Origin of the sequence: Sinorhizobium sp. NFACC03, from assembly GCF_900103435.1 — a bacterium.
Taxonomy (GTDB): Bacteria; Pseudomonadota; Alphaproteobacteria; order Rhizobiales; family Rhizobiaceae; genus Ensifer.
The window spans coordinates 19,010-37,616 of sequence record NZ_FMXF01000001.1 but is presented as its reverse complement, the minus strand read 5'-3'; the positions used below and the strand labels follow the sequence as shown (position 1 = coordinate 37,616).

16 protein-coding genes, 1 tRNA gene and 2 pseudogenes are annotated in these 18,607 nt (G+C 63.7%); 14 read left to right on the top strand and 5 right to left on the bottom strand.

The genetic code is table 11. From position 1 onward, the window contains the following. Positions 1 to 140: 140 nt before the first annotated feature. A complete protein-coding gene (locus BLU35_RS00180) occupies positions 141 to 1,166 on the bottom strand; it encodes a sugar ABC transporter substrate-binding protein (RefSeq protein ID WP_057248256.1) in 1,026 nt (341 codons plus the stop codon). 398 nt (positions 1,167 to 1,564) lie between these two features. Here BLU35_RS00180 and BLU35_RS00175 point away from each other — a divergent pair, with 398 nt between their 5' ends. Together BLU35_RS00175 and BLU35_RS00170 are read left to right on the top strand one after the other, a co-directional pair. Further along, positions 1,565 to 2,797: an ROK family transcriptional regulator gene (locus BLU35_RS00175; protein WP_093231832.1), complete on the top strand. Its 1,233-nt coding sequence runs from the start codon at positions 1,565 to 1,567 to the stop codon at positions 2,795 to 2,797. Next, entirely contained in the window at positions 2,797 to 3,225 is a 429-nt protein-coding gene (locus BLU35_RS00170; RefSeq protein ID WP_057248068.1) for an RbsD/FucU family protein, read from the top strand. The genes BLU35_RS00175 and BLU35_RS00170 overlap by 1 nt, the downstream gene beginning before the upstream one ends. Positions 3,226 to 3,323: 98 nt before the next feature. Here BLU35_RS00170 and BLU35_RS00165 read toward each other — a convergent pair whose 3' ends face one another. Beyond that, positions 3,324 to 3,746: a DoxX family protein gene (locus tag BLU35_RS00165; protein WP_057248255.1), complete on the bottom strand. Its 423-nt coding sequence runs from the start codon at positions 3,744 to 3,746 to the stop codon at positions 3,324 to 3,326. 261 nt (positions 3,747 to 4,007) lie between these two features. On the opposite strand from BLU35_RS00165, the gene BLU35_RS00160 reads away from it, so the two are divergent. Further along, complete coding sequence (locus BLU35_RS00160) at positions 4,008 to 4,712, top strand: Crp/Fnr family transcriptional regulator (RefSeq protein ID WP_058323618.1); 705 nt, start codon at positions 4,008 to 4,010, stop codon at positions 4,710 to 4,712. A gap of 5 nt (positions 4,713 to 4,717) precedes the next feature. After that, a complete protein-coding gene (locus BLU35_RS00155) occupies positions 4,718 to 6,580 on the top strand; it encodes a CHASE2 domain-containing protein (protein ID WP_093231831.1) in 1,863 nt (620 codons plus the stop codon). A 61-nt stretch (positions 6,581 to 6,641) separates the two neighbouring features. On the opposite strand, the gene BLU35_RS00150 is transcribed toward BLU35_RS00155, so the two are convergent. Then, positions 6,642 to 7,265, bottom strand: coding sequence for a FecR family protein (locus tag BLU35_RS00150; protein ID WP_057248254.1), 624 nt, complete (start codon positions 7,263 to 7,265; stop codon positions 6,642 to 6,644). Positions 7,266 to 7,479: 214 nt separating this feature from the next. Here BLU35_RS00150 and BLU35_RS36570 point away from each other — a divergent pair. Beyond that, positions 7,480 to 8,025: pseudogene (locus tag BLU35_RS36570) on the top strand (SEL1-like repeat protein); the annotation flags it as partial. Further along, the gene (locus BLU35_RS36565) at positions 8,002 to 8,340 is read left to right on the top strand and encodes a tetratricopeptide repeat protein (RefSeq protein WP_306341304.1); all 339 of its coding nucleotides are present in this window, start codon (positions 8,002 to 8,004) and stop codon (positions 8,338 to 8,340) included. The pseudogene BLU35_RS36570 and the gene BLU35_RS36565, both read left to right, overlap by 24 nt. Before the next feature lie 133 nt (positions 8,341 to 8,473). Here the strand turns inward: BLU35_RS36565 and BLU35_RS00140 are convergent, their stop codons facing one another. Then, positions 8,474 to 9,508: a proline racemase family protein gene (locus tag BLU35_RS00140; protein WP_034797259.1), complete on the bottom strand. Its 1,035-nt coding sequence runs from the start codon at positions 9,506 to 9,508 to the stop codon at positions 8,474 to 8,476. A 193-nt stretch (positions 9,509 to 9,701) separates the two neighbouring features. Here BLU35_RS00140 and spdA point away from each other — a divergent pair. The 8 genes and pseudogenes from spdA to BLU35_RS00105 all read left to right on the top strand — a co-directional run bounded on the left by spdA (position 9,702) and on the right by BLU35_RS00105 (position 18,403). Next, positions 9,702 to 10,507: pseudogene (gene spdA, locus BLU35_RS36560) on the top strand (2', 3'cyclic nucleotide phosphodiesterase SpdA). A gap of 40 nt (positions 10,508 to 10,547) precedes the next feature. Beyond that, positions 10,548 to 10,859, top strand: a complete 312-nt coding sequence (locus tag BLU35_RS00130; RefSeq protein WP_093232289.1) for a YkgJ family cysteine cluster protein — start codon at positions 10,548 to 10,550, stop codon at positions 10,857 to 10,859. A gap of 186 nt (positions 10,860 to 11,045) precedes the next feature. Then, positions 11,046 to 14,753 (top strand): trifunctional transcriptional regulator/proline dehydrogenase/L-glutamate gamma-semialdehyde dehydrogenase, encoded by a 3,708-nt coding sequence (gene putA, locus BLU35_RS00125; protein WP_093231829.1) that lies wholly within the window; start codon positions 11,046 to 11,048, stop codon positions 14,751 to 14,753. A gap of 353 nt (positions 14,754 to 15,106) precedes the next feature. Further along, on the top strand, positions 15,107 to 15,691 hold the full coding sequence (locus BLU35_RS00120) for an IMPACT family protein (RefSeq protein WP_057248063.1): 585 nt from the start codon (positions 15,107 to 15,109) through the stop codon (positions 15,689 to 15,691). A gap of 185 nt (positions 15,692 to 15,876) precedes the next feature. After that, on the top strand, positions 15,877 to 16,863 hold the full coding sequence (locus tag BLU35_RS00115) for an aldo/keto reductase (RefSeq protein ID WP_093231828.1): 987 nt from the start codon (positions 15,877 to 15,879) through the stop codon (positions 16,861 to 16,863). A gap of 40 nt (positions 16,864 to 16,903) precedes the next feature. Continuing rightward, a complete protein-coding gene (locus tag BLU35_RS00110; protein WP_057248061.1) occupies positions 16,904 to 17,335 on the top strand; it encodes a DUF1810 domain-containing protein in 432 nt (143 codons plus the stop codon). Between the two features lie 467 nt (positions 17,336 to 17,802). Beyond that, positions 17,803 to 17,991, top strand: coding sequence for a hypothetical protein (locus tag BLU35_RS35500; RefSeq protein ID WP_158539360.1), 189 nt, complete (start codon positions 17,803 to 17,805; stop codon positions 17,989 to 17,991). Then, positions 17,948 to 18,403 (top strand): hypothetical protein, encoded by a 456-nt coding sequence (locus BLU35_RS00105; RefSeq protein ID WP_093231827.1) that lies wholly within the window; start codon positions 17,948 to 17,950, stop codon positions 18,401 to 18,403. Before BLU35_RS35500 ends, BLU35_RS00105 begins: the two co-directional genes overlap by 44 nt. 20 nt (positions 18,404 to 18,423) lie before the next feature. Here the strand turns inward: BLU35_RS00105 and BLU35_RS00100 are convergent. Then, positions 18,424 to 18,500: transfer RNA gene (locus BLU35_RS00100), tRNA-Arg, on the bottom strand. Positions 18,501 to 18,607: the final 107 nt, after the last annotated feature.

The following is an 18,607-nucleotide window of genomic DNA, read 5'->3' as shown; positions in this document are numbered from 1 at the left end:
CGCCCACAAAGACGCGGGCATAAGCACTCTTAAGAAGCTGCGCGGTTTTCATCGCCGTGTCAAAGACATCGGCGCTTACGCGAAGGGCGGCCGGGGCCGCCCTTCCGTTAATGGCTCATGCGTTCGAAGAGCAAAGGCGATCAGCCCCAGCACTTCTCCGTGCCGACCTTGGTGTCGATCGATTCGACACCGGCAGCCGGCTTGTCAGTGACGAGCGAAACGCCGGTGTCGAAGAAGTCCTTGCCTTCCGTCGGCTTCGGCTTTTCACCGGTATCGGCGAACTTCTTGATCGCCTCGATGCCGAGGGCCGCCATCATCAGCGGATATTGCTGCGAGGTGGCGCCGATGACACCTTCAGCGACCGACTTGACGCCCGGGCAACCGCCGTCGACAGAGACGATCAGCACGTCCTTCTCCTTGCCGACGGCCTTCAGCGCCTGATAGGCGCCAACGGCGGCCGGCTCGTTGATGGTGTGGATCACGTTGATGTCGGGATCCTTCTGCAGAAGGTTTTCCATCGCCTTGCGGCCACCTTCTTCGTTGCCGTTGGTGACGTCGTGGCCGACGATGCGCGGATCATCTTCGTCGCCGATCTTGTTCGGATCCTTCGTGTCGATGCCGAAGCCCATCATGAAGCCCTGGTCGCGCAGGACGTCGACCGTCGGCTGCGACGGAAGTAGATCGAGGAAGCCGATCTTGGCGGTCTTGGCACCCTCGCCCATGGTGGCGACGGCCCATTGGCCGATCAGCTTGCCGGCGAGCAGGTTGTCGGTTGCAAACGTCGCGTCGGCAGCGGTCGGCGGATCGAGCGGTGTATCGAGCGCGATCACGAGCAGACCAGCGTCCTGCGCCTTCTTCACCTGATCGACGATCGCCTTGGTGTCGGAGGCGGCGATCAGGATGCCCTTGGCGCCATCGGCGATGCAGGATTCGATTGCAGCCACCTGGCTGTCGTGGTCGCCGTCGATCTTGCCGGCATAGGCCTTCAGCGTCACGCCGAGTTCCTGCGCCTTGGCGGTAGCACCCTCCTTCATCTTGACGAAGAAGGGGTTGGTGTCGGTCTTGGTAATGAGGCAGGCGCCGACATCAGCAGCCTGTGCCGGCGCGGCGAAAACGACGCCAAGGGACAGCGCGCCGAAAGCAGCGGAAAGAACAGTCTTCTTCATGAAATCCTCCCAAGGATTGAAAATCGGGTCGGCGGACCGCCCCCAGGCCACGCGACAGCAACATTTTCCTCCGTTGCAATCGACGCTTCCGAGACAAAAACAAACATTAAAATTCCGGGGTGTCAATAAATAAATCAAATTGAATTATTATTTCGATGTGGCATTCTTGGGATGACGACGCTCCGTCCGAGAAGCGGAGCGTCAGACAAATTGACAGAGTCACAGCAAGCGGAAACAACAGACCTGCGCCAAGCGGGCACCAGAGCGGAATGAGGAAAAGTGCATGCGGTTTTCCGCCTGATCCCGCTCCAGCTTTTGAGAAGCGATCACGTCTATGGTTTTGGGTCGATCCGACCCTGAACCATCGTGATCTAATGCCAACGGGAGGAGACGGTGGCATGTCACTGACAGACGGTCCTGATCGGGGACCGATGCAACCTGAGGTCATTGACCCTAGCGGCGGGGCCAACCAGACGCGCGTGCGCGCCTATAACGAGCGCCTGGTCATGTCGCTGGTCAGGCGTCACGGCGGCCTCTCCAAAGCCGATATCGCCCGGCGTTCCGGCCTTTCGGCGCAGACCGTATCGGTGATCATGCGGGCGCTGGAAAGCGACGGCCTGCTGGTCAAGGGCGATCCCGTTCGCGGCAAGGTTGGACAACCATCGACACCGATGCGGCTCAATCCGGACGCGGTCTTTTCCTTCGGCGTGAAAATCGGCCGGCGCAGCGCCGATCTCGTGCTGATGGATTTCGTCGGCAGCATCCGGCTGCATCTGCATCATGTGCATGCCTATCCGCTGCCCGGCGATCTCGTCGATTTCATCATTTCCGGCATGGCGAAGCTCGAACAGCAACTCAACCCCGATCAGCGCAAGCGGATCGCCGGCATCGGCATCGCCACGCCCTTCGAACTGTGGAACTGGGCGGAGGAAGTGGGCGCGCCGCGGGAAGAAATGAACAAGTGGCGCGACATCGATCTGCAGGCGGCAATCTCGGCCCGCACCACCTATCCGGTCTTCCTGCAGAACGACGGCACCAGCGCCTGCGGCGCCGAACTCGCCTTCGGCGTCGGCGCCATCTACCCGGACTTCGTCTATTTCTATATCGGCTCGTTCATCGGCGGCGGCGTCGTCCTGAACTCGGCGCTCTTCTCCGGGCGTACCGGAACGGCTGGCGCCATCGGCCCCCTGCCGGTCTCGGGCAAGGACGGCAGGACCATCCAGCTCCTCAAGATCGCCTCGGTCTTCGTGCTCGAAAATCTGCTGCGCGAACGCGGCATCGACCCGCGGCCGCTCTGGTACTCGGCTGACGACTGGATCGACTTCGGCGAACCGCTCGACATCTGGATCGACGACTGTGGCGCGGCGCTTGCCCAGGCTGTCGTGTCGGCCGTCTCGATCGTCGACTTCTCGGCCGTTGTCATCGACGGCGGCTTCCCACCCTGGGTCCGGGCCCGGTTGCTCGCCGCCACCCGCAGGGCGCTCTACGAGCTCGACCTCCAGGGCGTTACCATCCCTGAACTGGTGGAAGGCCTGGTTGGTAGCCACGCGCGCGCCATCGGCGGCGCCAGCCTGCCGCTCTTCTCCCGCTATCTGCTCGACACCAATGTCCTCTTCAAGGAGCTCGGCTGATGCTGAAAGGACTAAACCCGATCCTCAGTCCCGAGTTGCTCGCAACGCTCCGGGCGATGGGGCACGGCGATGAAATCGCGCTGGTCGACGGCAACTATCCGGGCCAGGAACATGCACGCCGTCTCGTCCGGCTCGACGGGCACCCGCTGATCCCGGTGCTCGACGCCATCCTCAGCGTTTTGCCAATCGACGATTTCGTGCCCGAAGCGATCTTCCGCGCCACCGTCAAACAGGACAGGGAGGCGCTGGACCCGGTGCATCAGGAGATCGTCGCGTGCTGCGCCCGGCACGAGCCCGGCCGCCGTGTCGTGCCCTTGCTCGGAGCGGATTTTTACCCGCGCGTAAGAGCCGCCCACACGGTCGTCCAGACGAGCGAGCCCAGGCTCTACGGCAACGTCATTCTGCGCAAGGGCGTGATTTATCCCTGAAATGCAAGAAGCCCGCCGAACGAGCGACGGGCTTGATGTTACTGCGGTAAACCAGAGTATGCCTTGTGCGTTGATCCCAACGCGCGGCATCTTCGGTCTCAGGCGCCGCGCTTGTCGACCGACAGAGCGCCGGGGCCGAAGACGGCGAGCACGAGGAAACCACCGGCGATCGCGATATTCTTCATCATCATCAGGCCGTTGAAGACGGTCAGCAGGCCGTTGGCTTCCGGCGGGAAGTTCGGGATGTTGATCGCTCCGCTGTGGAAGGCGAAAGCGGTGATAAGGCTGAACGCCGCAAGCAGATAGGCGGCAATCTTCGTCTGGAAGCCGACGAGAACGGCAAGACCGGCGACGAGTTCGAAGAGGCCGGCAAGGTAAGCGAGTGCGGTCGGTGCCGGCCAGCCAGCGCCGGTGATCATCTGGGCCGTGCCCGACGGATCCATCAGCTTGCTGAAACCGGACATGATGAACATGATAGAGAGGAGGACGCGTCCGATGAGGACGACAACATTCTGAGGCATGCGAGGCTCCTGTGAGAAACGGTTGTTGGCAACAGAAGTATCAGCATTTTGAAATTCATCTAGCCGCTCCGAGAGCGACAGATCGTTCAAGAAAATGAAACGACCAGCCGGCATCGTCAACCTCCGAGCTTGGCGCTTTCTGACTTATCCGCAGACAAACACGGAACTACATCGTCGGCACATCGTTCTTTTCTATTGCAAGGACGAGGCGGCTGGGCGAAGAATTTCGGCGCGGCAGGGGACGCCGCGCGGGGGCATGTCATGAACGAAATCAACAGGAGCCCGACTTTCTGGCGCTCGTTTCCGATCTTTGAAGAATTCGACAAGAATGCCATTGCCGAGCTTGCCGACATCGCGACCTACAGGAAGTGGCCGGCCGGCACCGTAATCTTCCAGCGTGGCGACGAAGGCAATTACATGATTGTCGTCATTTCCGGGCGCATCAAGCTGTCGCTGATCACGCCGCAAGGCCGGGAACTAATGCTGCGCCAGCACGAAGCCGGCGCGATCTTCGGCGAGATGGCGGTGCTCGATGGCCAGACGCGGTCGGCCGACGCAACGGCGATGACAGCGTCGGAAGGGTATGTCATCGGCAAGAAGTCGTTCCTCGATATCGTCACCAACCGGCCGGAAGCGGCCGAGGCCGTCATCCGCTTCCTCTGCGCCCAGCTGCGCGACACGACCGAGCGACTCGAGACCATCGCGCTCTATGATCTCAATGCCCGCGTCGCGCGCTTCTTCCTCGCCACGCTCCGCCAGATCCACGGCAACGAGCTGCCGGAAAGCGCCAATCTAAGGCTGACCATGAGCCAGACGGACATCGCCGGTGTGCTCGGCGCCAGCCGGCCGAAGGTCAACCGCGCCATCCAGTGGCTGGAGGAAAGCGGCGCGATCAGAAGAAACGAGGGCATCATCGCCTGCAAGGTCGGCCGCCTGCAAAGCATCGCCGATCCGGAGGAGGACTAGCGCGCATGGCCGCTGAGCCGCGCCGGCAATTGCGTTTCACTCCGCTTGCCGGCGGGTTCCTGACGAGCTTGCTGGTTGCCGTCGCCCTCTATCTCTTCGCCGAGCCGGTATTAGAAACGCAGCGCGAGCTGTTCTTCGACAGCCTGACACAGTGGATTCCCGCGCCGCAGTCGCCTGACATCATTGTGGTCGACATCGACCGCCAGGCCCATCAATCGCGCCCGTCGGGCGAATGGGACAGGACGGCAACCGCCGATCTTCTGTCGCGGCTTGCGACGGCCGGCGCCGAGGCCGTGGCGGTCGACTTCGTCTTCAGCGCCGATTGCAACACGACCGGCGACGGCAATGCGGCCCTCGCCTCCGCGCTTGGACGTGTCCCCGTCGTGCTCGGCTTTCTGATTGCCGATACGATCCAGGAGCGGCCGCGTCCGGTACCGCCGCTGGCACTGAGCCGCCCCTTCGCCCCGCCCGAACTCTGGTTCCTCGACGGCGCCGAAACCTCCTGTGCCGCGTTCATGGACCAGGCGAAGGCGGCCGCCGCTTCGTTTCTCGTTGGCGACGAGGACGCGCGGATCCGGCGGGTACAGGCCTATGCCATCCTCGGCAACGACGCCTATCCGACGCTGGCGATCGAGGCGACACGGCTGATGCGCGGGGCCGGCACGCCGATCCTCGGCGGCGCACCCGCCTGGTTGCGCATCGACGGACGGGTGATGGCGCTCGATGAAACCGGCAGCCTGCGCTTCGTCGCCAGTGCTGCGGACCGGCTCGCCGCCCGCACCGTTTCCGCCGCCGATGTGTTGTCCGGCAAGGCGGCGGCGGATCGCTTTGCAGGCAAACTCGTGCTCATCGGCAGCAGCCTGCCGAGCCTCGGGGGCTTACGGCCCAGCGCCTCGATGCCGCTCGAACCCTCGGTGCAGATCCACGCGGATATCGCCAACGCGGTCCTGACCGGCTTCATACCGAAGCGTGACAGCCGGCTTCCGCTCGCCGAGGCCGCCATGGCCCTCGTCGCCGGATGTGGTATCGCCTTCGCGGCCGCGCGCCTTCGGCCAATGATATCCGCGGCCCTTGGCCTTATCGCCGTCGGCGCCGTCGTCGCGGCAGCAGCGATCATCTATGACACCAGTGGCTGGCTTATCGATGCGATCAGCATTTCGGTCGCGCTCGCCCTCGTTCTGGCGGTGACGAGCATCCTGCAATTTGCTCGGGTGCGGCGATCCGAAGCGGCGGCACGGCAGAAATTTTCGCAATACCTGCCGCAATCGGTCGTCGCCCGCTATATCGACAATCCCGGGCTTACACGCGTGGCCGGCGAGGAACGCCAGGTGACGGCGCTCTTCACCGACATCGAGAGCTTTTCCTCCCTGTCGCAGAGACTGAAGCCGCGGGACCTCATTGCCTTGCTCGACATCTACTTTTCGGAGGTCAACGCGCTGGTGGCCGAGCACGGCGGCATGGTCGATAAGGTGGTGGGCGATGCCGTGCACGCCTTTTTCAACGCGCCCGAGGACCTGCCGGAACACGTCGACAGGGCGATCGCGTGTGCCAGAGCGATCCATGCATTGACGGAAGAGATGCGGGGACGCCCGCAGTTTGCCGCCAACAGCTTCGGCAGGACCCGGATCGGCGTCGAGACCGGACCGGCGGTGGTCGGCGAAGTCGGCGCCGGCGGCAAGCTCGACTACACCGCCCATGGCGACGCGATCAATCTGGCGGCGCGGCTTCAGGAGGCGAACAAGTTCCTAGGCACATCGATCTGCGTCGGGCCTGCTGCAGCGGCGGAAAGCAAGCAGCCGCTTCGCCCGCTCGGCAGCCACGAAATTCGCGGCTTCTCGACGATGGAGCTTTTCACGGTTTCGGAGTAAAGCGCCGCAAAGCCTGGGACACAATGCGCGGAGCGCGCTTTTCGTCGGGAGTAGCGACGGCTCAACGCGTTAGCCCGACGCTGGCATAGGCTTCCCTGATGCGCGGCTCACCCCAGTTGATGGGCTCGCTCGGGGCGTCACCGCGATGATGAAACTCCACCCCCTGCCCCGCAGCGACGATCCGGGTCACGCCGCCACGCGCGACCGAAACGCTCCCATGTTCGACGAAGACGGCAAATGCGGCCCGGCTCGGTCCGCAAAAGAACTTGGTGCCGCGCACGCCGATCATGCCGAAGGCCGTGCGGACCGCCACATCGACCTTGGGCAGGCCCTCGGGCCGATCGAACACCATGCGGCCCGTTCCGAGTTCGAGCGTACCACCCTGACCGGCGATGAAGCTGTCGACGAGCAGCTCGGTTTCGGCGCCGAGCAGCACGCGCGTATCGGTGCCGAGGTTCAAGGTCGCATAGCTCTCGACATTCGTGCGCACGCGGTCGTTCTCGAAGAGCTGGCTACCGACCGTGAGCGGGTCGTCCTTTTTCGCCTGCTTCCGTCTAACGTCGCCGCGGACCTCCGTTGCCTCGCCAAGTGAAGGGCTTGCCCAGGAGGTGGCGACACCGCCGCCGGCCGCCGTCAGCAGCAGGCCGCCGACGACAACGCGTCGGCTCACCAGCATCTTGCGCATTGGCGCTGCCAGATCTTCCATTGCCCTCTCCCGTTTGAGCGTTGCGACCTTCGAGGATAGCCCCGGCGTTCCCGGATGCAAGCCGGCTCAAGGGCCCGGCTCTCTATGTCCCTCCGTCACTTCGCCAGAGCTTTCGCCACCAGGCTGTTCCCGCCGTAACAGCCCTCCGTGACGGTCGCCGATAAATTGATCCTGAAGACACGGGGAGAGCATCATGGAAAATCGCAGCACATCCGGAACCCGCATCATCAATGCCCTCTTCCTGGCGATCGTCAGTCTGCTGGCAGTGGCCGCGATCGCCCTCCCGTCGGCACGCGCTGCCGATCTCTCCGCCGCCGAAGTCTGCGACCGCGAAGCGGGCAGCATCTTCGACCTGCAGCGCAACCAGACTTTCCCGGCCGTTTCCGCCGAAGACATCAGGATCGGCGTGGCGCTTTCGGCCTGCCGCGAGGCCTACAACCAGAAGAGCGGCGCCCGCACCGAATTTCAGCTCGCCCGCGTGCTCGACAAGGCCGGGCAGAAGACCCAGTCGCTGCGCATTCTCGGTGAAGCCGCCGAACATGGCCACGCGCTGGCGATGACCAACTATGCCGTTCTCGTCGGTGAACAGGGGGACACGGCAACCGAATTCGCGCTGAACCAGAAGGCCGCTGCTGCCGGCAACGTTCTCGCGGCCTACAATCTCGGCGTCTCCTACCGCGACGGCATGGGCACGCCGGTCAACGGCAAGCTGGCGATCGAATGGTTCGAACGGGCATCGCTCGCCGGCGACGACGTCGCCGCCTTCAACCTCGCGGTGATCCTGGACGAAGGCAAGCTGGTGCCGGAAGACAACGCCAAGGCTGCCAAGCTTTATCGCCTGGCCGCAGACCGCGGCAATGTCGATGCCATGGTCAATCTCGGCCTGATGCTCGAGAACGGTGAAGGAACCGCCAAGGATATCCCGGCCGCCCGTGCGATCTTCCGCAAGGCCGCCAACGAAGGTGACGCCTTCGCCGAACGCAAGCTCGCGGAACTTACCGGCAACGACGCCCTGCAGACGGCCATGCTCGGCAAGACCAGCCGCATCAAATAATCCAACACGCCTCCCAAGGGCCGCGCGGGCCGGAGATCATAGGGATCTTCGGCCCGCGTTTTCGTTTGGGCAATTCCAGAAACGGTGTGAAGCGACGATTCATTCGGAACTGCATGTTTCAAAGCAGGTCGGGTTAGCGAATTTCGCCCGCCTGCGGTCCCCAGGTATCGGTCAGCGCAAAGCCGTCGGCCAGCGGATCGAAGGGATCGAGCGCCACCTGGTGCAGGCCGAAGGTCCAGCCGCGGCCAGCAATCGTCGGGATGATCGCCTCGCGGCCGGCGACGGTCGTCACGCCTTCGAGGCCCACTTCGAACTCGGAGCCGATGATCGAGCGCGACTTCAGGACGTCGCCGACCTTGACCTTGCCGCGGGCGTGCAGCGTCGCGAGATTGGCCGAGCTGCCGGTGCCGCAAGGCGAGCGGTCGACGCGGCCCGGCCACATGGTCGTGCAGGTGCGGATCGTGCCGTCCGCCTCGACATCGCGGAACATGACGTAGGCGACGCCCTTGATTTCCGGGATCTCCGGATGGACGACGGGGATGGTGCGGTTGACGATATCCTTCAGGATCATGCCCGCTTCGACGATCTCGCGGGCGTTCGCCTTGTCGATCGTGGTGCCGATCTGGCCGACATCGACCAGCGCGTAGAAGATGCCGCCGTAGCAGAGGTCGAGCTTGATCTTGCCCCACTTCGGCGTGTCGACCTCGACGTCGAGCTCATGCACGAAGGACGGGACCATCGTCAGCTTCACCTTCTCGCAACGGCCGTCGCGGCAGGTCGCAGTGGCCTTGACGAGGCCGGACGCCGTGTCGAGCATCACCACCGTCTCCGGCTCCTTCATCTCGATGATGCCGGATTCGAGCAGGGCAGTGGTGACGCAGATCGAGTTCGAGCCGGACATGGCATGCGCCTGGTCGGCCTGGAGGATGATGAAGCCGGCGTCTGCCTCCGGCCGCTTCGGCGGCACCAGCAGGTTGACCGAGCCGATCGAACCGGAGCGCGGCTCCAGGCACAGGAACCGGCGCAGGCTGTCATCGACCGTGTTGATGTGGTTGAGCTGCTCGGCGATCGAGTTTCCCGGGATCTTCGGTACGCCGCCGATCGCGACCTTGCCGATCTCACCCTCGCAATGAACGTCCAGCAACTGGATTGTGCGCTTCCACCGCATGCCGTTTCTCCAATTCGCTTGCCGTCGCCCTAGCGGCGATCATAGCTGATATATCAGATGCGTTTGCATTAGCGCTTTCCTAGGCCCGCCGCAAGAAGAACCGCCGAGCTCCGAGAGAGTCGCCCCAAAGTTGCCGCTTGACGCGTCATACGCCGCAGCTTGGGCCACCCGCGACGCAACCTTCTGGATCTCCATGACAAAGCTGATCATCTTTACCGACCTACACATGGTGCCCGAAGGCACGACGATCATCGGGCTCGATCCCTACCAGCGCCTGGCCAATGGCATCGAACACGTCAACCGTTACCATGCGGACGCCGATCGGGTGATTTTCACCGGCGACCTCACCCACTACGCCGATCGCGTTTCCTACGAACGGCTGAAGCGGCTCATCGATCAGCTCACGCCGCCGGTCGCCATCACCATCGGCAACCACGACTGGCGCGAGGTTTTTCTCGATACCTTCCCGGACGCGGTGGCGGACGAGAACGGTTTCGTACAGCAGGCGATCGATTTCCCGGACTGCCGTGCCATCCTGCTCGATACGCTCTTTGCGCCGCCCTATGATTATCCCACCAGCCATGTCGGCATGCTCTGTGCCAAACGTCTTGCCTGGCTCGACCGGCAGCTTGCCGAGGCCGGCGACAAACCGGCGCTGCTGTTCATGCATCATCCGCCACACAGAACGGGCTTTACCGGCATGGACATGATCCGGCTCGCCAACGAGACGGAGTTCTACGCGCTCGTCAAACGACACGGCAACGTGCGGCATATCTTTGCCGGCCACGTGCACCGCACGATCAGCGGCTCCAGCCGCGGCATTCCGTTCTCGATCTTCAAGAGCCCCGTGCACCAGCAGCCGATGCCCTTCGACACACCCGATACGTCTCTGTCTGTCGACGAGCCGGCGGCCTACGGCATCGCCGTCGTGACCGACGATGGCGTGCTGGTGCATACGGAAGACTACGAGATGCCCGCCGGGACGCGACCATCGCGTGAGGGCCATTTCGGACCGCGGACCTTCATGCTAGTTTGGCGCATGACCCATTCCGCTTCCGACGACATCTTCGATTGCCAGAGCTGCGGCACGTGCTGCGCCTATTCGGCCGACTGGCCGCGCTTCTCGCTGGAGACGGACGAGGAGCTCGACCTGATCCCGGCGGAATATGTGTCGGCCGATCTCGGCGGCATGCGCTGCGAGGACGATCGTTGCTCCGCACTCGGCGGCAAGCTCGGCGAACACGTCGGTTGCAAGATCTATGCGATCAGGCCAATCGTCTGCCGCACCTGCATGCCCGGCGACGACGAGTGCCTGATGGCCCGCGAGAAGCATTTCGGCAAGGCGGCCTGATCTCTGATCATCCGGTGGTATCGCGAACAATCCGCATTGTCTCCGGTCATGTTCGGCCGTAGCGGTGAAACATTCCGCAAAAGACAAAAAATGCCGGATGGATGTACGGCGAAAGGAAGCGTATTTTCCGCCCACGATCGGGGGCGCGCCGCGCCCTCCAAACCGCTTCCCGGAGGATAGCGCTCGATGAGCCAGACACCGCTTCAAAAGACCACGACCGAAACCGGCGCGCCGCAGGCTCCCTTCGCCGATTTCGCCCCGCCGGTGCGGCCGCAGAGCACGCTGCGCCAGGCAATCACTGCCGCCTACCGCCGCCCGGAAACGGAAGCGCTGCCGGCGCTGATCGAAGCCGCAACGCTTGACGCCGCGACCCGCGCGGCAGCGGCCAAGACCGCACGCAAGCTGATCGAGGCACTGCGCGCCAAGCACAAGGGTTCGGGCGTCGAGGGTCTGGTGCAGGAGTATTCGCTGTCGAGCCAGGAAGGCGTGGCGCTGATGTGCCTTGCCGAAGCGCTGCTGCGCATTCCAGATACCGCAACGCGCGACGCGCTGATCCGCGACAAGATCTCCGACGGCGACTGGAAGTCGCATATCGGCGGCGGCCGCTCGCTGTTCGTCAACGCCGCCACCTGGGGTCTCGTCGTCACCGGCAAGCTCACCGCCACCGTGAACGACCGCAGCCTTTCGGCCGCTCTGACCCGTCTCATCGCCCGTTGCGGCGAGCCGGTCATCCGCCGCGGCGTCGACATGGCGATGCGCATGATGGGCGAACAGTTCGTGACCGGCGAGACCATCGACGAGGCGCTGCGCCGTTCGCGCGCGCTCGAACAGAAGGGCTTCCGCTATTCCTACGACATGCTCGGCGAAGCGGCGACGACGGCTGCCGACGCGGAGCGCTACTACCGCGACTACGAGACGGCGATCCATGCCATCGGCAAGGCGTCCGCCGGCCGCGGCATCTATGAAGGCCCCGGCATCTCGATCAAGCTTTCGGCGCTGCACCCGCGCTACGCCCGTTCGCAGGCCTTGCGCGTCATGGAAGAGCTGCTGCCGAAGGTGAAGGCGCTCGCTCTCATCGCCAAGAAATATGACATCGGCCTCAACATCGACGCCGAGGAAGCCGATCGCCTCGAACTCTCGCTCGACCTGCTAGAAGAACTCTGCCTCGACAAGGACCTCGCCGGCTGGGCCGGCATGGGCTTCGTCGTCCAGGCCTACGGTAAGCGCTGCCCCTACGTGCTCGATTTCATCATCGATCTTGCCCGCCGCGCCGAACGCCGCGTCATGGTTCGCCTCGTCAAGGGCGCCTATTGGGACGCCGAGATCAAGCGCGCCCAGCTCGACGGTCTCGAAGATTTCCCGGTCTATACCCGCAAGATCTACACCGACGTCTCCTACATCGCCTGCGCCAAGAAGCTGCTGGCCGCGACCGACGTGATCTTCCCGCAGTTTGCGACGCACAACGCCCAATCGCTTGCGACCATCTACGAAATGGCCGGCAAGGACTTCAAGGTCGGAAAATACGAGTTCCAGTGCCTGCACGGCATGGGCGAGCCGCTCTATGACGAAGTGGTCGGCAAAGGCAATCTCGACCGTCCCTGCCGCATCTACGCCCCGGTCGGCACGCATGAGACGCTGCTTGCCTATCTCGTTCGCCGACTGCTCGAAAATGGTGCGAACTCCTCCTTCGTCAACCGCATCGCCGATCCGAAGGTTTCGGTCGACGAACTGACCGCCGACCCGGTCGAGATCGTCCGCGCCATGCCCATCGTCGGCGCGCCGCATGACCAGATCGCTCTGCCCGACAATCTCTTCGGCGAAACGCGCCGCAACTCGGCCGGTCTCGATCTCTCAAACGAAGCGGGCCTCACCTCGCTGACCGCCGCGCTGCAGGCGAGTGCAACCGTCGACTGGAAGGCCGTTCCGCAGCTGGCAACCGGCACTGCCTCGGGCGAAACGCGGGCCGTCGTCAACCCCGGCGATCACCGCGACGTGGTCGGCTCGGTCACCGAGGCTTCGGAAGCCGATGCCCGTCAGGCCGCGACCCTTGCCGCCAAGGCCGCCGCAAGCTGGGCCGCCGTCTCGCCGGCCGAACGTGCTTCTTGCCTGGTGCGCGCCGCCGATCTGATGCAGGCACGCATGCCGACGCTGCTCGGCCTGATTGCCCGCGAAGCCGGCAAGTCTCTGCCGAACGCCATTGCCGAAGTACGCGAAGCGATCGACTTCCTGCGTTACTACGCCGAACAGACGCGCCGCACGCTCGGCCCGGCCCACAAGGCGCTTGGACCCATCGTCTGCATCAGCCCGTGGAACTTCCCGCTGGCGATCTTCGCCGGCCAGATTGCCGCGGCCCTCGTTGCCGGCAACCCTGTGCTGGCAAAGCCGGCCGAGGAAACGCCGCTGATTGCCGCTGAAGGCGTGCGCGTCCTGCACGAGGCCGGCATCCCCGCCGACGCCCTGCAGTTGCTCCCCGGCGACGGCCGTATCGGCGCGGCCCTGGTGGCTGCACCGGAAATCGCCGGCGTCATGTTCACCGGCTCGACCGAAGTCGCGCGCCTGATCCAGGCGCAGCTTGCCGACCGGCTTTCGCCCGCCGGCCGACCGATCCCGCTGATCGCCGAGACCGGCGGCCAGAACGCCATGATCGTCGACAGCTCGGCACTTGCCGAACAGGTCGTCGGCGATGTCATCGCCTCGGCTTTCGACAGCGCCGGCCAGCGCTGCTCGGCGCTGCGTGTTCTCTGCCTGCAGGAAGACGTCGCCGACCGCACGCTTTCGATGCTGAAGGGTGCGCTGCACGAGCTGAAGATCGGCCGGACGGACCGGCTCTCGGTCGATGTCGGCCCGGTCATCACCGCCGAAGCCAAGGGCATCATCGAGAAGCATATCGACGCGATGCGCGGTCTCGGCCGCAAGGTCGAGCAGATCGGCCTTGCCTCCGGAACCGAAGAGGGCACCTTCGTGCCACCGACGATCATCGAGCTCGACAAGCTCTCCGACCTCAAGCGCGAAGTCTTCGGTCCGGTGCTGCACGTCATCCGTTACCGCCGCGACGATCTCGACCAGCTGATCGACGACATCAACGCCACCGGCTACGGCCTGACCTTCGGCCTGCACACGCGCCTCGACGAGACGATCGCGCATGTGACCGCACGGGTGAAGGCGGGCAATCTCTATGTCAACCGCAACGTCATCGGCGCTGTCGTCGGCGTTCAGCCCTTCGGCGGACGCGGCCTCTCCGGCACCGGCCCGAAGGCCGGCGGCCCGCTCTATCTCGGCCGTCTCGTCGCCACCGCACCGGTTCCGCCACAGCACAGCTCGGTTCACACCGATCCGGCGCTGCTCGACTTTGCCAAGTGGCTCGACGGCAAGGGTGCCAAGACTGAGGCAGAAGCTGCCCGCACCGCCGGCAGCAACTCGGCCCTCGGCCTGCTTTCGGAGCTTCCGGGCCCGGTCGGCGAACGCAACCTCTACGCGCTGCACCCGCGCGGCCGCGTCCTGCTGGTTCCGGCGACGGAAACCGGTCTCTACCACCAGCTGGGTGCTGCGCTTGCGACCGGCAACACCGTGGTCGTCGACGCCGCTTCCGGCCTCCAGGCCTCGTTGAAGGACCTGCCGGCGAGCGTTTCCGCCCGACTTTCCTGGTCGAAGGAATGGGCGGCCGATGGTCCGTTCGCTGGTGCACTCGTCGAAGGCGACGGCGAACGCGTGCGCGAGGTCAGCAAGGCGATTGCCGGCCTGCCGGGCCCGCTCGTTCTCGTCCAGGCGGCTTCGACCGAAGAGATCGGCAGGAACCCCGACGCCTATTGCCTGAACTGGCTGCTCGAGGAGGTCTCGACCTCGATCAACACGGCGGCCGCCGGCGGCAATGCCAGCCTGATGGCGATCGGCTGATCGTCACTCGTCCTCACCGACAAGAATGCCTCTCCCGAACGCGGGAGAGGCGATGAAGGGGCTGGGGCTTCACCCGGTCGTCGTGGCGCTGCCCTCTCCTCTTCATCTCTGTGCTTGTCACAGAGATCCAGCTGCGCCGCGTCGGCGGCGCGAAAGAACCTTTCAAGGCGACATTGCAGACGGTGTCTTCTCACGCCGCAGACGCGCCGTGACTGGATTTCTGTGACAAGCACAGAAATGAAGGCCGGAAACGTTCGGACCCGCTCCGATACTCAAGCCCTGGGCCGCGCCCCAAACCGTGGTGGCGCCCTTGCCCGCAATCCGTTATCAGCGTTTCAGAAACGGAAGCAGCCATGTTCACCCTCACGCGCATCGAAACGGCAACCCAGGACGCCAAGAAGAGCCGGTTTCTGGCCATTGCCGCGCCTATTGCCGATGAACAGGCGGCGAAGGATTTCCTGAGCGCCCATTCCGATCCCACGGCGAACCACAATTGCTGGGCCTGGCGCATCGGCCAGGCCTATCGCTTCAGCGACGACGGCGAGCCGAGCGGCACGGCCGGCAAGCCTATTCTCGCCGCGATTGACGGCCAAGAGCTCGACCGGGTCGCCGTGGTGGTCACCCGCTGGTTCGGCGGTATCCTGCTTGGCAGCGGTGGCCTGGTGCGCGCCTATGGCGGCACGGCGGCGCTTTGCCTGAGGGCGGCGGAAAAGATCGAGATGATCGAAACCGTGCGTGCGACCGTCGCAGTCGACTTTTCCGACATGGCGCTGATCAAGGCGCGGCTCCTCGCCCGCGACGTGACCATTGCCGGCGAGAGCTTCACGGACAAGGGCCCGGTTCTGACCGTGGACCTGCGCAAGGATGAAGCGGAGGCGATCCTTTCCATGGTCGTCGATCTCAGCCGCGGCAAGGCCTTAGTCTCGCTCGACGACTAGCTCCCGGCGCGCCCACGCCCCAAGCGATCAGCTTCCGCCCGAAAACGCGTTCTCAGCCAGCCTGTCGAGAAAAGTGTGCGCGGTTTCCCGCTCTCTATCTCGCTCTAATTTACTCGATCAGACCGGTCATAATAGAAGCGCTCCACACAGCCTATGATCGACGACGCAAAACAGGAGACAGCACCATGAAAACGAGAGTTCTTGGCAAGACCGGCGCAACCATTTCCGAGATCGGCTTCGGCGCCTGGCAGATCGGAGGCTCCTGGGGCGATGTCAGCGAGGCAGACGGCAAGCGTGCACTCAATGCCGCACTTGATGCCGGCGTCACCTTCGTTGATACGGCCGACGTCTATGGCGATGGCCGGTCCGAAAAGATCATCGCGGCAGTGTTGAAGGAGCGCGGCGGCGACAGGCCCTTCGTTGCAACCAAGGCCGGCCGCCGGCTCAACCCGCACGTGACCGAAGGCTATACGGGCGAGAACATCGAGGCCTTCATCGACCGCAGCCTCGCCAATCTCGGCGTCGAGACGCTCGATCTCGTACAGCTGCACTGCCCGCCGACCGAGGTCTACTATCGTCCGGAGCTGTTCGGTGCGCTGGACCGGCTCGTCGCCAAGGGCAAGATCCGGCACTACGGCGTGTCAGTCGAAAAGGTCGAGGAAGCGCTGAAGGCGATCGAATATCCCGGCGTTGCGACCGTGCAGATCATCTACAACATCTTCCGCCAGCGCCCGCACGAGCTGTTCTTCACCGAAGCTCAGAAGAAGAATGTCGGCGTCATCGTACGCGTGCCGCTCGCCTCCGGCCTGCTTTCCGGCAAGATCACCCGGGAAACCGCCTTTGCCGCTGACGATCACCGCAACTTCAACCGGCACGGCGAAGCCTTCGACGTCGGCGAGACCTTTGCCGGTGTGCCGTTCGAAGCGGCGCTGGAAGCCGTCGAGCAACTTCGTCCGCTGGTGCCCGAAGGCGTGCCGATGGCACAGTTCGCGCTACGCTGGATCCTCGAGCAGCAGGCCGTCTCGGTGGTCATCCCCGGCGCCCGCAACGAGGCGCAGGCAAAATCCAACGCAGCCGCCAGCGCGCTTGCAGCCATCGACGAGCAGATCAAGGCGGCCATCACCGCAGTTTACGAGCGGCTGGTGAAGGTTCATGTTCATCATCGCTGGTAACTGACGCCACCGCCGCAGGCGTGGAGAAGGAGACGCGGCAATGCCTGATCCCTTCGAGCTCAAACGTTTCGTCGAAGCCCAGGACCGTGTCTATGCCGCGGTTCTGGACGAACTCGGCCACGGCCGCAAACGGACACATTGGATGTGGTTCGTCTTCCCGCAGATCGCCGGCCTCGGGCACTCGCCGATGGCAGAGCGCTACGCGATCTCCGGGCTCGACGAAGCGCGGGCCTATCTCGCCCATCCACTGTTGGGGTTGCGGCTTCGGCAATGCACCGAACTGGTCAATTCGGTTTCAGGGAAATCGGCACACGACATATTCTCCAGCCCCGACGACGTGAAGTTCCGGTCATCGATGACCTTGTTTGCCGAGGCCGACGAGGGCGGGCACCTGTTCGAACAGGCGCTTGAGCACTATTTCGGGGGAGAGAAGGATCGGCGCACTCTGGACATACTGGCGCACCTTCGGTGACGCTAACGCTCGCGGAACGTCGTTTGGTTCCGTCAGAGATTGGGCGTCGAGTTAACCAGGAAGAACAGGATCGTGAAGGCACATATCGAAAGGCCAGCTACGATCACCAGCAGTTCTTTCATCATATAGCGATACATCCGGCACCTCCTTTCCTTCAGTGGCCGCAATATCTTCCTGAATATAGGAAGTCATTGGGCCAATTCTCAGACACAGGCGTCAAAAGTTCGTGAAGGCGCTTCCGCCTTTTTGTGATCCGGAGTCACTATCCCCCAAAGGCTCCGAGACGGGTTCGGCGCCTCCACGACCTCTAGAAATTACATTATACTAATATATATTCTTTGTCACGTAACCACTTCGGAGCATTGAACAATTACCCCACGCTCCGTGCGGCGAATATGTCGCAGTATCAAAAATCGTCGTGACTGTGGGCAAGGCCCCTACCCCTCGAAGTGGACGGTCATCCGCAAATGACGATGCTCGTCGACGAGCAACGTCTCATGTGCGAAGTCGGTACCGACCTCGTCGTCGGCTCCGCACCGCCCGAGAAGGCAGGCTCCGCCTCGGCCATGACCGAAACCGTGCAGGAATCTCGGCATTTCGCTCGGCATCGCCGTGCTCGGCAGCATCTCGACTGCGATCTATCGCCATTCGATTGATCTCAGCACACCCGATAACCTCGGGGACGCGGCCCGCGAGGCAGTCAGCGACAGTCTGTGGGGCCCGCGGGCGGTGCGGGCGGAACTGCCGGCGGCCCTCATCGAGAATGCCCGGGCGGCCTTTACGACAGGCTTCAACAGCGCGGCCATCCTCAGCGCGATCGCCGTGACCATCCTTGCGGTCCTCGCAGCGGTGGCGCTGCGTCATATCGAGAAACTCGGGCCGCCATCCGAGCGAGCGGGATCGCTCGGCCGTTCGCGCACCGCCGCCAAAGCAATCGGCTCGCAACCAAGCGTGGCCGAACGGCTGCGCGACCGACAGCTGCGCCAACGTCGCACAGCGCCGCGCTTGACTGAAAGGATGGCCCCAAAACGCAAAAATCCCCGCACAAACGACGGGGATCTGGACTAGCCTAAGCTATTGAAGAAGAATGGCGCACCCGAAGAGATTCGAACTCCTGACCCCCAGATTCGTAGTCTGGTGCTCTATCCAGCTGAGCTACGGGTGCTTGCCTGAAGCGGTCGAACCGCTTGCGTGAGCGGTTCTCTAAAGGGTCCTTTCGGGGATTGCAAGCGCCGTTCGGCAAAAAAATTTCATTTTTACGACGATGCCCCG